Here is a 15,620-nt window from a genome sequence, read left to right on the forward strand (position 1 = left end):
CCTCAGCAGTTATGTTGAGGTTTTCTTCAATGAGAAGCATAAATTATTTAGGGGTGTAGCTCCAACTGGCAGAGCAGCGGATTCCAAATCCGCGTGTTGGGAGTTCGAATCTCTCCACCCCTGCCATCTATCAAGCCTCCGCAGAAATGCTGAGGCTTTTTGCTATTTTTCATCTCCTTAGTATTTTTTAGAACATTCCCGTTCTTCAATAACTTCAATAACTTCAATAACTTCAATAACTTCAATAAAAGTATCGCCCCCATACTGCATTAAAACGATCTTTTCTGTGCTAATTTTAAGTTTGCATTTTTACGGCGTCAGTAGGTAATGCTTGCTAAGATAGTGGCAATATCCTCGTAGGGAAAAATATAAGATGAATCCAGTCATTGAAACTATTCTTGCACATCGTTCTATCCGATCTTTTACCGATCAGAAGATAACTCCAGATCAGCTGAGCACAATTATTTCTGCTGGTATTGCGGCATCATCATCGAGCCTATTACAGGTTAATTCAATCATTCGTGTGACGGATAAAGATAAACGCAAGCAGTTGGCTATACTGGCGGGCAATCAAGCTTATGTTGCAAGCGCTGCTGAGTTTTTAGTGTTCTGCATTGACTACCAACGTCATTACGCCATTAATCCTGAGGTAAAACCAGAGCTGATTGAACTCACTTTGATTGGCGCTGTAGACGCTGGGATCATGGCACAAAACTGTTTATTGGCGGCAGAATCGATGGGGTTGGGTGGTGTTTATATTGGCGGCTTAAGAAATTCACCTAAAGAAGTGGATGAGTTATTAGGGCTTCCTCCATATTGCGCAGTGTTATTTGGTATGTGCTTGGGGTATCCGGCTCAGAATCCACAACTAAAACCTCGTTTATCTCCTGAGGTAATTGTTCATGAGAATACCTACCATGCTTTGAGTTATGCTGAAATAGAGCAATATGATGAGACGATGAGGGCTTATTATCAGACGCGCTCTTCCAATATCAAGCAAGCGGCTTGGTCTACAGAGGTAACGGCTAAATTAGCACAAGAATCTCGACCTCATATGTTGAACTATCTCAACAGTAAAGGCTTAGCACACCGATAAAAAAGAGCCCAATCTTAACGATTGGGCTCTTTTACAATGATTAGGCTAAACCTTGAATAACGACGAATTTTTCAAGTAGTTGATGTTCAGTTTCTATGTGTTCTGGATCGGTAATGATGCAGTTTGTTATCGGACATACGGATTGACAGGTGGGCTTGTCGTAATGTCCTTTGCATTCAGTACATAGATTAGGATCAATTTCATAGATCCGGTTGCCCATAGAGATCGCGCCATTTGGACATTCCGGATCACACATATCACAGTTAATGCATTTACTGGTGATCAATAATGCCATAACTACTTGCCTACGGGGTTACGAGTATCTTGGCCAGCATTCAAGTTACGCATTAACAGAGCAAAGTTTAAATCCAACTCTTCAGGAACCGGGATATAAACAAAGTGACCGTTTCCTTTTGCGTCATCAACAGTTTCACCTTTGCGGTTTTCCATTGCTTCAAGTCTGAAGACAACATTCCCTTTTGGGGTCATCAGCTCTAAACTATCACCTAAGATAAACTTGTTTTTAACTTCAACTTCAGCCATTTCACCACGACGTTTACCCGTAAATTCGCCAACAAATTGCTGTGAATCTGAGACTGAATAGCCATAGTCGTAGTTTTGATAAGTATCGTGTGTATGGCGTCGCAAGAAACCTTCGGTATAGCCACGGTGTGCAAGGCTTTCTAAAGTGCCCATCAGGCTTTCATCAAATGGTTTACCTGAAACTGCGTCATCAATTGCTTTGCGGTACACTTGAGCTGTACGAGCGCAATAATAGAAAGATTTAGTACGGCCTTCTATTTTTAATGAATGCACGCCCATTTTCGTCAATCGTTCTACATGCTGTACGGCTCGTAGATCTTTTGAGTTCATAATGTAGGTGCCATGTTCGTCTTCAAAAGCGGCCATCTTCTCTTCTGGACGATGGCTTTCTGAAAGCAAAACCACATCATCAATCGGTTTGCCTAAACCAAGTGTATTATCAGGGCGCTCTTCTTGTACCTTGATAGTTTGAACTGCTGCTGGATCAAATTTCTCGACAATTTGACCTGTTTCATCTTCTTTGGCTGATTCAACTTTGTATTCCCAACGACATGCATTAGTGCATGTTCCTTGGTTTGGATCACGTTTATTAATGTAGCCAGACAATAGACAGCGACCTGAATAAGCCATGCATAATGCGCCATGAACAAAAATTTCGAGTTCGGTCGTTGGACATTGCTCACGAATTTCTTCAATTTCTTCCAACGAAAGTTCGCGTGATAGAATCACTCGTTCAACGCCTTGGGATGCCCAGAACTTAACTGTTGCCCAGTTAACAGCATTGGCTTGAACTGAAAGGTGAATAGGCATTTCAGGAAATGCTTCACGAACCATCATGATAAGCCCAGGGTCAGACATAATAAGCGCATCAGGTCCCATTTCAACCACAGGCTTTAGATCTCGGATGAATGTCTTAAGTTTTGAGTTGTGGGGTTGAATATTACAAACCACGTACAATTTTTTACCCAAAGCATGTGCTTCATCGATACCGATTTGCAGGTTTTCATGGTTAAATTCGTTGTTGCGTACACGAAGGCTATAACGAGGTTGGCCGGCATAAACGGCATCTGCACCGTAAGCAAACGCATAACGCATGTTTTTTAGACTGCCCGCCGGTGATAGTAGCTCGGGGACAAAAGGGGTATGTGTGCTCATTGTTTTTCTCTAATCTGATCTCAAGTCAGGCCAATACCACCTGATGGTATTGGAGGGGCGCAAATTTTACGTTAAAAATAACCTTATGCATAGTAGGGATCGTAAGCGATACAAAAAAGCCCAACACTTTTAAGGGTATTGGGCTTTTGCATGATGCTTTTGTTAAGCGTTCGGGTGAGGAAGGCCGCCGAGAACGTCAAATAAGTTAGGCAAAAATGCCGACATTTCACCACACATTAATGAGAAATCGGCATCAAAGCGAGCCGCTTGCTCTTCTCGTGGAATATCTTCATTTTGTTCTTTGAGCTCATCGCTAAATGCCAAACGCTTAATGCTACAATCTTCAGCCAGAATAAAGCTCAGGCGATCTTGCCAGTTCAATGCCAGTTTAGTGACGACTTTATTGGCTTCAATATGGCTTAAGATCTCATCGCTTGTCAGTTCTTGTTTCTTACAGCGGATCACTGCGCCATCTTCTAATAACGACTTTAATTCAGCTTCATCCAACAAGCTAAACCCTGGTGGTAGTTCGCCACTTTTAACCCACTGAGTAAGTGTTGTTTCTACCGCTTGTTCTGGGATCGCAGGTACTACGGGTAGGCTACCCATGGTTTTGCGTAGCAGCGCCAAAACGTCCTCAGCTTTTTTGTAGCTTGCGGCATCGACTAGAATGAAGCCTTGTTTGGGTAGAATAAGTACAAAGGTGAGATTGCTGCGGCTAAATGCTCTAGGTAGGAGATCGATGACAATATCTTCCTTGAGGCTTTCCTTCTCCTTTTTCTTGAGAGGTCGCCCTTCTTCCACTTCCATCGCTTCAACTTTGGCATTCAAAGAATCTTTAATGACCGAAGCAGGTAACATCTTTTCTTCTTTTTTCGCGCAGATCAGAATACGGTCTTCAGAAACGTGGGTCATCATGTCGCCGTGTTTACCCATTGCGTTAACCCAACCAAATTTTTGCTTATCTTGGCTGCCGCATGGCGTAAAACGAAATTCGGCCAGTTGTTTTTCGAGCTGATCGGCGTTGAATTCTACATCGCGATTAACACGATAAACCATACAGTTTTTAAACCACATATTCTTTCTCTTACTTAATTAGAAGACGCAACATGATAGGGGATTTGAAAGCTAAAGTCTTAAATCAATTTCAAAATATAATCATGAACTTGATAAGAAACTTATATGAAAAATTGTTTGCAAAGGTCACAAAAGTGTCATAATTGTTTCCCATAATGCATAGCGTTGATTACATAGAAAGGTTATTCAAATGTCTAGAAGGATTCTGGTTGTTGAAGACGAAGCACCCATTCGCGAAATGTTGTGTTTCGTGCTTGAGCAAAAAGGTTATCAAGCTGTTGAAGCGGAAGATTACGACACGGCGGTGAGTAAACTGGCTGAACCCTTTCCCGATCTTGTGTTATTAGATTGGATGTTGCCCGGCGGGAGTGGTATCAACTTTATTAAGCATATGAAGCGTGAAGAATTAACACGCAACATTCCTGTTGTGATGTTAACCGCCCGTGGTGAAGAAGAAGATAAAGTTCGCGGCCTTGAAGTGGGTGCGGATGATTACATAACCAAACCTTTTTCGCCTAAAGAGTTGGTTGCTCGTTTGAAAGCGGTTATCCGGCGCGTCACACCGACAGCACTGGAAGATGTGATCGACGTGCAAGGATTGAAGTTAGATCCTGTCTCTCATCGAGTAACGGCTAATGATAATGCCTTAGAGATGGGGCCGACGGAATTCAAAATGCTACACTTCTTTATGACGCACCAAGAACGCGTCTATAGCCGTGAGCAGTTATTGAACAATGTGTGGGGTACCAACGTTTATGTTGAAGACCGCACTGTCGATGTTCATATACGCCGTCTGAGAAAAGCGTTAGAAGAGGCTGGCCACGATAAATTAATTCAAACAGTACGTGGTGCCGGTTATCGCTTTTCATCCAGAACATAAAGGATTAATTAAGGTACGAAATGGTTGAACGTTTAACGTGGAAAAGGCTGGCTTGGGAGCTGGCTTTTTTTTACTCTCCTTGGATTATCGTTGGCTGGATCTTTGGCCATATGGCTTGGCTGCTTCTAGCGGCTACGGCGTTGCAACTGATTTGGCATTTGCATAACCAAATGCGTTTGTCGGCTTGGTTGTGGGATGAAAAACGTTTAACGCCGCCTTCCGGGACTGGAAACTGGGAATACCTGTTTAATGGAATTTACCGTTTACAGCAACGCCAACGTAAAAAACGCAAAGAACTGACCAATTTGATCCGCCGCTTTCGTAACGGGGCTGAGTCGCTACCCGATGCGGTGGTGGTGTTCCGTGACGAAGGGAACATTGTTTGGTGTAACCGACTTGCACAGCATCTGCTCGGTTTTCGCTGGCCAGATGATGCAGGTCAACCTATCTCAAATTTATTGCGTGCCCCTGATTTTATCAAATATCTGCAAAAAGATGATTTCACAGAACCACTTGAAATGCGCTCTCCACTTAATGTTGAGCGCATGTTAGAGCTGCGTATTGTGCCTTACACAGAAGGTGAGCATTTGATGGTTGTGCGTGATGTCACTCAGTTGAAACAGTTAGAAGGCATGCGTCGAAATTTCTTTGCTAACGTTTCTCATGAACTGAGAACGCCGATGACGGTGTTGCAAGGGTATCTTGAGATGACAGAAGACCCTGACATGCTGGTAGGGCCGATGTGGCCTAAGGCACATGGAGTGATGACTGAGCAGTTAAACCGTATGAACAGTTTAGTCAATCAACTGCTGACGTTGTCAAAAATTGAAGCGGCGCCTATGCATGAGCTGGATGAAGTGGTTGATGTTCCGGCTATGTTGGAAGTACTTGAAAAAGAAGCGATCAGTTTAAGTGGCGATCATCATCACCGACTGCATTTTGATGTCGATAAGCGACTTAAAGTATTGGCCGATGAAGATCAACTGCGCAGTGCTATATCAAACCTTGTTTATAACGCCGTCAAATATACGCCTCCGGGAGCGGAAATTAATGTGCGTTGGTATCAAAACGCGCAAGGTGCTTGTTTAGACGTGGTGGATAAAGGGGAAGGGATTGAGCCACAGCATTTACATCGTTTAACGGAACGTTTTTATCGTGTCGATAAAGCTCGTTCGCGAGATACTGGAGGAAGTGGGCTTGGGCTCGCGATTGTTAAGCATGCATTGTCACATCATGACACGCATTTGCAGATTCACAGTGAAGTGGGTGTTGGCAGCAAATTCTCTTTTATTTTGCCTAAACGTTTGGTTGTGCTGTCATGATACATCGCATATTTACAGCCTTTCTCTATTTTTACTTGCTGGTTACCACGAACGCCGTGATCGCTCAGCCGCTCGTGGATTACTCAAAAACTAACGGTGTTGCAGGTAGTTTACTTTCTGTGGGGTCAGACACTCTGGCAGGAATGACGACGCTCTGGGTTGAAGAGTTTAATACGATCTACCCAAATATCAATGCTCAAGTACAAGCCTCAGGTTCTTCCACTGCGCCTCCTGCTTTAACTGAAGGAACGGCGCAATTTGGCCCAATGAGTCGACCGATGCGTGGTCGTGAGATTGAAGCATTTGAACGCGCACACGGTTATAAGCCGACGGCATTGCGGGTTGCGATAGATGCCATTGGTATTTTTGTACATCGAGATAATTCAATCAAAGGGCTTAATTTTACTCAATTAGATAGTATTTTCTCATCCACGTTGCGCTGCGGTGCTACACAACCGACCAATACTTGGGCGCAATTGGGCGTTGATGAGGATTGGGCCAAGCGGGGAATTCAACTGTTTGGCCGAAATTCGGTGTCGGGAACTTATGGCTATTTCAAACAAAACGCACTGTGTGGTGGCGATTTCAAAAAGGGAGTAAACGAGCAGCCGGGATCGGCATCGGTTGTACAATCGGTTGCCTCATCGATCAATACTATCGGTTATTCTGGTGTTGGTTATCAGGTTTCTGGTGTGAAATTGATTCCGATAGCCAAACAAGGCGATCAGTTTATTGCCGCAAGTTATGAAAATATTCTATCAGGTGCTTATCCGTTATCTCGCTATTTGTATGTGTATGTGAATAAACATCCTAATCAGGATCTGCCACCCATGCAGCGCGAATTTATCCGTTTCATTTTTTCTAAGCAAGGACAAGCGATCGTTGGGAAAGATGGTTATGTGCCTGTCAGTGCCGAGTTTGCTCAACAAGAACTAGCCAAAGTGGGCATAAAATAACGAGCGGTTCGCTCGCTATTTTTTTAATCAAACCCAATTCAATTTAAACATTGAGCTGCCAACCGACACTTCGCCAATACTGTTGTTCGCACATCAGATCCGCATGTAATAATTTATTATTTTCTAACCAATTGGCGTCTTCACATTCTAGTTTCCACTCATCATCTTTTGCGCTGAGTGTCAGCTCAGGAAGAGGATCATCATTACGTTGGCTATTGACAACAATCGCTAAACGCAACACGCGGATGAGGCCAATAATGTGCTTTTTCTTAAACAAGGTGAAATCATTCATTTCTTGCAGCTTGAGGGATTTGCGTTGAAAGCGCGCTAAGGTCGACAGCACTTGCTGTTGCTCGCTGTTAAAACCGGGCATGTTGGTGTGACGCAAGATATAAGCAGAGTGTCGGTGAAAGCCTTGTAAGTTGATGCTCAATCCCACCTCATGCAATAACGCTCCCCATTCCAAAAGATCAAACAGTTCGCTGCCTTTTTTCAATCCTAGCTCTGGGGTCACATTCTGTAGAAACTCTTTTGCATGGCCTTTGACTTTAGCGGCATGCTCTAAGTCGACTAGATGCTTCATCGCGAGGTTTTCAGTGGTGCGTAAACGGATATCGGAATATTTGAACCGATCTTCCATCTCATAAAGCAAACCTTCTCGTAATGCACCATCAGAAAAATGCATCTCTTTCACACGCAGCGATTTTAAAACCGCGCTTAAAATGGCAACTCCCGCAGCAAAAACGGGTTTTCTATCGTCAGTCAATGCGCTGAGTTCGATCTCATCAATACTTTGCCATTCACAGAGTTTTTCAATGAGTTTATTGACTCGCTCAAGCGTGATGATGCCATCATCAAAGCCCAAACCTATCAGTACTTCGTGAATGGCTTTGATGGTTCCTGACGAGCCGAAGGCGACTTCCCACCCTTTTTTGCGATATTTCGCCGCAATAGATTCGATTTTTTGCTCGGCGGCTAATATCGCATGAGCGAAGTTTCTGCTTGAAAGCCTACCATCAGCGAAGTAACGGTCGGTATAGCTGACGCATCCCATTTGCTTGCTGTTGATTAGGTCTGGATTAAACCCTTGGCCAATCACCATCTCGGTACTGCCGCCACCGATATCCACCACCAACATAGACGCTGCTTGAGGTTGAGTATGTGCCACGCCTAAATAAATTAAGCGTGCTTCCTCAGCTCCGGGAATGATTTCAATAGGGAAAGGCAGTACCTGTTTGGCTCGTTGCAAGAATGTATGAGCATTATTGGCTTGACGCAGTGTATGCGTGGCCGCGATACGCACGTTTTCAGGTTCGAAACCTTGCAACCGCTCGGCAAACATCGCTAAGCATTCAAGTCCTCGCTCTATGGCATCGGCATCCAAATTTTTTTGTTCATCTAACCCAGCCGCCAAGCGTACACGTTGCTTATGGCGGCTCACCAGTTGCAGATCTTGATCGACGACTTTGGCCACCACCATATGAAAGCTGTTAGAGCCTAAATCGATGGCTGCAATATCGCGAATAGTATTAGTTGGGTTGATTGTCATGTAAGGGTTCTTTGCTCTTTCTGGTCTGTCTTTCTACATTCTTAAGATAGTCGTAGATGGCAAATTGTGAACGCACTTTTTTACGGTTACCACGTTCTACATAATTATTGCTCATCTCTTTGTCTATCCAGCGCGCTTTCACTGTATCGGTAAATTGTAAATTCATAATGTCAATCATACGCTGTTTCAAACGTGGGTCACGAATTGGTGTCGTTACTTCGATACGATGATCGATATTGCGCGTCATCCAGTCGGCAGAGGAGATATACACCAGCGGGTTGCCATCATTGTGCGTAATAATGACACGAGGGTGTTCCAAAAAGCGATCAACGATGCTGATGATTTTGATATTGTCACTCACGCCCTCAATTCCCGGAACCAGTGAACACATGCCCCGGACGATCATCTTAATTTGTACGCCCGCGCTACTCGCACCATACAGTTTATTGATCAACCCTTTATCCACTAAGTTATTTAACTTTAAAGTGATTGCGGCTTTTTTACCAAGTTTCACATTGGCGATTTCACTGTCGATTAATCGATAAAGCTGAATACGAGAGTTTCTTGGCGACACAATGAGATGGCTAAATTTAACTGGGCGGTAAGGGTTTTCAATATAGCCAAACACGTTTCGTACTTCGGTAGCAATTTCATTGTCGGCGGTCAGGAGTGAAAAGTCCGTATAGATACGGGCGGTTTTTTCATGGAAGTTGCCCGTGCCTATGTGTGCGTAGCGAACGATGTTGTCCTGTTCTTTGCGGCTAATGAGCAGCAATTTAGAGTGAATTTTTAATCCGGGAGCACCGAAAATTACTTGGACCCCCGCTTCGGTTAAAATACGTGACCATTCAATGTTGGCTTCTTCATCAAACCGTGCTTGTAACTCAACCACTACCACCACTCGTTTGCCATTGTGTACTGCATCGACGAGCGAGTTCATTAGGCGAGAATCTTTGGCAACACGATAAATATTAATTTTGATGCTGATCACTTTGGGATCAAACGAGGCTTGTCTTACCAACTCGGTAATGTGTTCAAATGAGTGGTAAGGGTAGTGAAGTAGAATATCCTGAGCGCGAATCGCATCAAATGCATTGGCAAAACCTTCAAAGTCAGCACATTGCATGGGTGGTAGCGGCTTGTTTTCTAAATAGTCACGCCCCACGTTTGGGAACCCAATAAAATCTTTAAAGTTATGGTAACGACCACCAGGAAGAAGGCTATCATAGTGCGATATTTTGAGTTTTTCGCACAAAAATTTAAGCATTTTTGTCGGCATTTCTCGTTCATAAACAAAGCGTACGGGCATAGCACTTAAGCGTTGATTCAACCCTTCTGACATCTGTTCTAACAAACTGTATTCGACTTCCCGTCGCAAGTCATATTCCGCATCACGTGTCATTTTCATCGCGTAACCCGTGAGCTCTTCATAGTCAAAAAATCCGCGGAAAATCTCATCGAGGCAGTGGCGAATGATGTTGTCCAATAAGATGATGGTTTTGCGGCGTTTGCCCTTTTGCTCCGGCACCATGACAAAGCGCGGTAGGTGGTCTGTCGGGATTTCAATCAGCGCATATTGGCTGCGGTCATTGTGTTTGAGATCAACGGCAATATAGGCGTATTCATCTTTCAAAAATTGCATGACATCAATGTCGTCAGTCATGAGCAGCGGTGTAATATGCGGGCGCACTTCTTTATGGAAATACTTAGTGATCCATTTTTTCTGAGTCTCATCCAACTGCGTTTCATTAACCAAGAAGATACGGCGACGTGCCATTTCTAAAATAAGCTCATTATAGAGATTGTCGAAATCTTGGTTGAGTTTGAACGCCTTACTTTGCATTCGTGTCAGCAAATGCTTGGTAGTATCGTTACCACCACGTTCTCGGTTGATCAAAATTTGCCGTTTTACATCGGAAAAGCGAACTTTATAGAACTCATCCAGATTGTTAGAAAAAATACCTAAAAACCGTATTCTCTCGATTAAAGGCACGGTTTTATCTGCGGCTTCTTGCAATACGCGTTCATTAAACGAAAGCCAGCTCAATTCCTTGTCGATATACAACTTGTCCGTACTCATTCATGTTACCTTTTAACTCAATTGACGTTTTTTACTGACTCACCCTCTGTGTGCTGATTGTGCGATTCTGCACAGCAATCAATTCGGGTATTGATGATTATGCAAACTATGCCTTTTATGTGACATTTTTATTTCAAGCAGGCAGGTTGAGTATAGTTGTTTTATTTTCAGTCGTTTATTGCGAGTTGTAATATACTTGTCACGAAAATTACATATTATACGCAGACAGGAAAAAGGGTAGAGAGAGCAATGGCACCAAGTGAATTTTCATTGAAGGAACGTGACAGAAAACGGTTGATAAAAGACCGTTTGGTTCGCCTTGCAGTGAGTTTTGGTGGCGTGAGTGTACTTGGCGCTTTAGTGCTGATTTTTGTCTATCTTGCGATGGTTGTTTTCCCTCTTTTTGGTAGCGCAAAAATTGAAAGGAACGTGGCGCAAGTGAGTATAACTACTTCCAATCCTCAATTTTTGGCCATAGATGAATACGGCGAGAATGCCTTTGTTGTTGACCTTGACGGCAGCATGAACTTTTGGCCCTTGGACGGCAAAACGGAACACGCATTGTGGTCGGATAGTCTCCCTATTCGCGTTGATCTTTTTAGCCAAGCTCCCCCGCTGGATGGGTGGTTTGCCGCTAGCAATGCGGCGGGAGAGGTCTTTATTGCTCGCCCTAAATTCAGTTATCTGCATAGCGTGGAAGGTCGCCAGTTTTCTCCTTATCTTGAGCGCGTCAGTTTACCTTCTACATTTCGGCTGACTCATAAAACGCAAACGTTACGCCAGTTTGCCTTCGCCGTTACTGATGAGGCACTTTTCTTTGCTTCTTATCTCGATAATGATGAGGTGATAGTACAAACCTTAACGAGTGATAACGTTGAGCCAATTCAGCGCTTTGTGTTTCAAGGCTCATTTCCTTCTTTGGACCAATTGCTTTTTACGCCAGATGGTAAAACGCTTTATCTTCGCTCTGGGTCCGAATTGGTTGTTGCCGCTAAGAGTCGTCAAGGTTATTTCGTGCGAGAAGTGGTTGATTTAAGCCAAGGTAATTCCGATCGAGCCGTGACACAAATCAACTTATTGTCCGGTGCTTATTCGCTACTGGTGACTCACCGTAACGGCTTAGTGTCACAATGGTTTGATGTGCTGCAAAATGAAGAACGTCAACTGACTCAGATTCGTAAGTTTAAATTAGCGCCGCAGGTGACGCTGTTACTGCCGGATACTTATCGCAAAGGTTTTTACAGTTTCTACCCTAATGGCACAATCCAAAGTCACTATACGACCAGTGAAAAACTGGTGTTGTTTGAGAGGATGTACAACAAAGCCCCTCAATTGGCCGCCATGTCCAATAATGAGCTTTATCTCGCTACGTTAAGCGAGCAGAAGATCAGCGTGGCAAAAGTGGATAATGATTATCCTGAAATATCACTCTCATCATTGTGGCAAAAAGTGTGGTACGAAAGTTATCCAGAGCCTCAATATGTGTGGCAATCGACGTCAGCGAACGATGAATTTGAGCCTAAGTTTAGCCTAGTACCGATAGCCTTTGGCACTCTTAAGGCCGCAGCATACGCAATGTTATTTGCAATACCGATTGCGGTGTTTGGCGCGATTTACACGGCTTATTTTATGTCACCGAGAATGCGCCGAGTGGTGAAGCCGTCGATTGAATTGATGGAAGCGTTACCAACCGTCATTATTGGTTTTTTAGCGGGGTTGTGGTTTGCACCATTAATTGAAAGCCATCTCGCGGCGGTCGGAGCGCTGCTGCTATTTTTACCCATTGTGATGTTACTCGTTGGGCTAGGTTGGCACCTGTTACCGAGAGCATGGGTGCGAAATTTTTCAAATGGGTGGCACGCATTGATACTAATCCCCGTATTAGTCGTTAGTGCAGTGGTTATCTTTTCGTATAGCAGCCAAATTGAAGTTTGGCTATTTGATGGCGATATTCAGATTTATCTCGCGCAAAACGGCATCGCTTTTGATCAGCGTAATGCGCTGGTGGTTGGTTTTGCGATGGGCTTTGCCGTCATTCCAACCATTTTCACTATTGCGGAAGATGCGATCTTTTCCGTACCTAAACATCTTTCTGATGGGTCATTAGCATTAGGCGCAACACCTTGGCAGACATTAACCAAAGTCGTGTTGTTAACGGCAAGTCCTGGCATATTCTCGGCGATCATGATGGGGTTGGGGCGAGCCGTCGGAGAAACAATGATCGTTCTTATGGCGACGGGTAATACACCCATTTTAGATTGGAATATTTTAGAAGGGATGCGCACCTTATCGGCAACGATTGCGGTTGAGTTACCAGAGTCGGAAGTAGGGAACTCCCATTATCGATTGCTTTTTTTAGCGGCACTATTGCTACTGATGTTCACCTTTTTTGTCAACTCGATTGCTGAATGGGTCAGACAAAGGTTGCGTGCCAAATATCGCGCTTTGTAATCAAGGTGCTTTGTAATCAATTGGGAAAAATCATCATAAATGTTTAAGTGGTTTCAATCAGGTTCACCTTGGATATGGTTAACAGGCGGTGCTGTCAGCATCAGCCTGATTTCGGTATTGGGCTTGCTCCTGTTTATTGGTTGGAAAGGATTAACCTATTTTTGGCCGACGCCACTTTATCAATGGCAAACTCAAGAGGGGCAAGCACTGGTTGGTCAGCTTTACTCTGAGGAAAATGTGCCATTAACACACTTAAGAGCGTTAGATATTACATGGCCCAAAGCCATACTGGATGCTGGGGAAGTGAAGCGGCTCAGTATTAAAGTCGCTAACCGAGAACGAAATCATGCGGACTTTGTTTCGATACTGGATGTTAAACTGTCGGATAAACAAATGCCTAGCGGGTGGGCGGTAATAGAACGTAAGAGTAACGGACAGTTTTATGGCAAGCCGATTGCTTATGTGCAAACCGATGGAAGCGAGAGTTCGGATGTTCAGACCATGCTCGCTGCAGGAATGCAGGATGTCGCGTTATTGAGAGAGCAAATTGACGATGTGATTGACCAAGAGATCCGAGTCATTGGCTTTGCCGCCGAAAAATTACGTTTAGAGAAGCGTCGTAAAGAACTCAATGGAAAGCTAGAACGAACCTATTTAGATCACTATTTTCATAAAAAGCAGGATTTGGATAGCCAATTAGCTATTGCCGAACAAAAGTTAGATGCGCTGCGCCAGCAAATGAATGGGCCGTCGTTGATTGTTGAAGAGATGAGTGGACAACGAGTGGCGATTCCACTTAGCCAAATTCTCGATATTTGGTATCCCAATGATATGACTTTGGCGCAAAAATTGGTCCAGTGGGGAAAGCAGGTGTGGCTCTTCCTATCAGAAGATCCCCGCGAATCGAACTCTGAAGGTGGCGTATTTCCAGCCATCTTTGGTACCGTGCTGTTGGTGTTGTTGATGTCGGTTATTGTCATGCCACTTGGTGTTGTGGCGGCTATTTATCTGCACGAATACGCAAAAGAGAATCTGTTTACTCGTATCATTCGTGTTGCGGTTATCAACCTTGCTGGTGTGCCATCGATTGTTTATGGGGTGTTTGGTCTTGGTTTTTTTGTTTACACCATAGGTTCATCGATTGATACGCTACTCTATAGCGAAAGGTTACCTGCTCCCACTTTTGGTACGCCTGGCTTACTGTGGTCGGCGCTCACATTAGCGGTGTTAACTCTACCCGTAGTGATTGTAACGACGGAAGAAGGGTTAACACGGATTCCCAGCGCAGTACGCCATGGCTCGTTAGCATTGGGCGCGACCCATTTTGAGACGATTTGGCGCATAGTATTACCGATGGCAAGCCCTGCGATTATTACTGGGCTTATTCTCGCCATTGCGCGAGCCGCGGGTGAGGTTGCCCCTTTGATGCTGGTGGGTGTGGTCAAACTAGCGTCAAGTTTGCCTGTGGATGGCGAGTTTCCCTTTGTACATCTTGATCGAAAATTCATGCACTTAGGTTTTCATATTTACGATGTTGGTTTCCAAACGACCAACATCGAAGCGGCTAGGCCACTGGTGTACGCCACTTCATTTTTATTGGTGACAGTTATTGTGGCACTGAATTTAACGGCCATCAGTATCCGCAATAACTTGCGTGAGAAATATCGAACGTTAGGGCAAGATTAATTATGTTTTCCATCAATCAAACTTTGGGTTATCACGCCCCGTTAGATGTTAATAATCTGAGCGATCAACAAACGGCGATTGCGATTGAAGATCTGAATCTGTTCTATAAACAGACTTGTGCGCTGAGCCATATCTCAATGCGTATTCCCAAAGGACAAGTAACGGCGTTTATCGGCCCTTCCGGTTGTGGTAAATCAACCTTACTGCGCTGTATTAACCGGATGAACGATCTGGTCGAAGGGTGTCGAGTTGAAGGTGAAGTCAAACTTCATGGTAGAAACGTCTATCACCCAGATGTGGATGTTGCCACGTTGCGCCGCCGAGTGGGGATGGTATTCCAACGACCCAACCCATTTCCGAAATCCATTTATGAAAACGTGGTGTATGGGCTTCGTCTACAAGGAATTAAAAATAGCCGTACTTTAGATGACTCCGTTGAGCGAGCTTTAAGAGCCGCTGCGTTATGGGATGAAGTGAAGCATCGCCTACATGAAAATGCATTTGGCCTTTCGGGTGGGCAGCAGCAACGCTTAGTGATCGCCAGAGCGATTGCTATTGAGCCAGAGGTGCTGTTGCTTGATGAGCCAACGTCCGCGTTAGATCCTATTTCTACTTTGACCATCGAAGAGTTGATTAACGATCTCAAAACCAAATACACAGTGGTGATTGTGACGCATAACATGCAACAAGCGGCAAGAGTGAGCGATCATACGGCTTTTATCCATATGGGAAAATTGATTGAGTATGCGGATACTGACTCTATTTTCACCTCCCCATTGAAAAAACAGACGGAAGACTATATTACTGGTCGATATGGTTAATACT

The 15,620-nt window shown here is 44.2% G+C and carries 12 protein-coding genes and 1 tRNA gene; 8 read left to right on the top strand and 5 right to left on the bottom strand.

Translation table 11 applies throughout. The annotated features are described in order from the left end of the window. Nucleotides 1-49: 49 nt before the first annotated feature. Together NB504_RS04315 and nfsA are read left to right on the top strand one after the other, a co-directional pair. Nucleotides 50-126: transfer RNA gene (locus NB504_RS04315), tRNA-Trp, on the top strand. Nucleotides 127-373: 247 nt separating this feature from the next. Further along, nucleotides 374-1,096 carry an oxygen-insensitive NADPH nitroreductase gene (gene nfsA / locus NB504_RS04320; RefSeq protein WP_258428369.1) on the top strand — a complete coding sequence of 241 codons (723 nt, stop codon included), beginning with the start codon at nucleotides 374-376 and terminating at the stop codon, nucleotides 1,094-1,096. Between the two features lie 40 nt (nucleotides 1,097-1,136). On the opposite strand, the gene NB504_RS04325 is transcribed toward nfsA, so the two are convergent. The 3 genes from NB504_RS04325 to rdgC all read right to left on the bottom strand — a co-directional run bounded on the left by NB504_RS04325 (nucleotide 1,137) and on the right by rdgC (nucleotide 3,871). Next, entirely contained in the window at nucleotides 1,137-1,391 is a 255-nt protein-coding gene (locus tag NB504_RS04325; protein ID WP_013857525.1) for a YfhL family 4Fe-4S dicluster ferredoxin, read from the bottom strand. A gap of 2 nt (nucleotides 1,392-1,393) precedes the next feature. After that, the gene (gene yegQ / locus NB504_RS04330; protein WP_017042130.1) at nucleotides 1,394-2,794 is read right to left on the bottom strand and encodes a tRNA 5-hydroxyuridine modification protein YegQ; all 1,401 of its coding nucleotides are present in this window, start codon (nucleotides 2,792-2,794) and stop codon (nucleotides 1,394-1,396) included. Nucleotides 2,795-2,956: 162 nt separating this feature from the next. Then, nucleotides 2,957-3,871 carry a recombination-associated protein RdgC gene (rdgC, locus tag NB504_RS04335; protein WP_010320437.1) on the bottom strand — a complete coding sequence of 305 codons (915 nt, stop codon included), beginning with the start codon at nucleotides 3,869-3,871 and terminating at the stop codon, nucleotides 2,957-2,959. 190 nt (nucleotides 3,872-4,061) lie between these two features. On the opposite strand from rdgC, the gene phoB reads away from it, so the two are divergent. Genes phoB through NB504_RS04350 form a run of 3 tightly spaced genes read left to right on the top strand, consistent with a single transcriptional unit; the run spans nucleotide 4,062 to nucleotide 7,029 of the window. Then, nucleotides 4,062-4,751, top strand: coding sequence for a phosphate regulon transcriptional regulator PhoB (gene phoB / locus NB504_RS04340; protein WP_013857522.1), 690 nt, complete (start codon nucleotides 4,062-4,064; stop codon nucleotides 4,749-4,751). A gap of 20 nt (nucleotides 4,752-4,771) precedes the next feature. Beyond that, the gene (gene phoR, locus NB504_RS04345; RefSeq protein WP_013857521.1) at nucleotides 4,772-6,073 is read left to right on the top strand and encodes a phosphate regulon sensor histidine kinase PhoR; all 1,302 of its coding nucleotides are present in this window, start codon (nucleotides 4,772-4,774) and stop codon (nucleotides 6,071-6,073) included. Continuing rightward, nucleotides 6,070-7,029, top strand: a complete 960-nt coding sequence (locus NB504_RS04350) for a PstS family phosphate ABC transporter substrate-binding protein (RefSeq protein WP_115339563.1) — start codon at nucleotides 6,070-6,072, stop codon at nucleotides 7,027-7,029. The genes phoR and NB504_RS04350 overlap by 4 nt, the downstream gene beginning before the upstream one ends. Before the next feature lie 43 nt (nucleotides 7,030-7,072). On the opposite strand, the gene ppx is transcribed toward NB504_RS04350, so the two are convergent. Continuing rightward, on the bottom strand, nucleotides 7,073-8,578 hold the full coding sequence (gene ppx / locus NB504_RS04355; protein ID WP_258428370.1) for an exopolyphosphatase: 1,506 nt from the start codon (nucleotides 8,576-8,578) through the stop codon (nucleotides 7,073-7,075). Then, a complete protein-coding gene (ppk1, locus tag NB504_RS04360) occupies nucleotides 8,559-10,658 on the bottom strand; it encodes a polyphosphate kinase 1 (RefSeq protein WP_013857518.1) in 2,100 nt (699 codons plus the stop codon). The genes ppx and ppk1 overlap by 20 nt, the downstream gene beginning before the upstream one ends. Before the next feature lie 249 nt (nucleotides 10,659-10,907). On the opposite strand from ppk1, the gene NB504_RS04365 reads away from it, so the two are divergent. From NB504_RS04365 to pstB, 3 genes are read left to right on the top strand one after another with little or no spacing between them, the layout of a single operon-like run. Beyond that, on the top strand, nucleotides 10,908-13,109 hold the full coding sequence (locus tag NB504_RS04365; RefSeq protein WP_258428371.1) for an ABC transporter permease subunit: 2,202 nt from the start codon (nucleotides 10,908-10,910) through the stop codon (nucleotides 13,107-13,109). Between the two features lie 39 nt (nucleotides 13,110-13,148). After that, nucleotides 13,149-14,795, top strand: coding sequence for a phosphate ABC transporter permease PstA (gene pstA, locus NB504_RS04370; protein WP_258428372.1), 1,647 nt, complete (start codon nucleotides 13,149-13,151; stop codon nucleotides 14,793-14,795). Nucleotides 14,796-14,797: 2 nt separating this feature from the next. Beyond that, nucleotides 14,798-15,616 (top strand): phosphate ABC transporter ATP-binding protein PstB, encoded by an 819-nt coding sequence (gene pstB / locus NB504_RS04375; RefSeq protein WP_010320428.1) that lies wholly within the window; start codon nucleotides 14,798-14,800, stop codon nucleotides 15,614-15,616. Nucleotides 15,617-15,620: the final 4 nt, after the last annotated feature.

The organism is Vibrio sp. RM-69-4, from assembly GCF_024743775.1.
Taxonomy (GTDB): Bacteria; Pseudomonadota; Gammaproteobacteria; order Enterobacterales; family Vibrionaceae; genus Vibrio; species Vibrio anguillarum.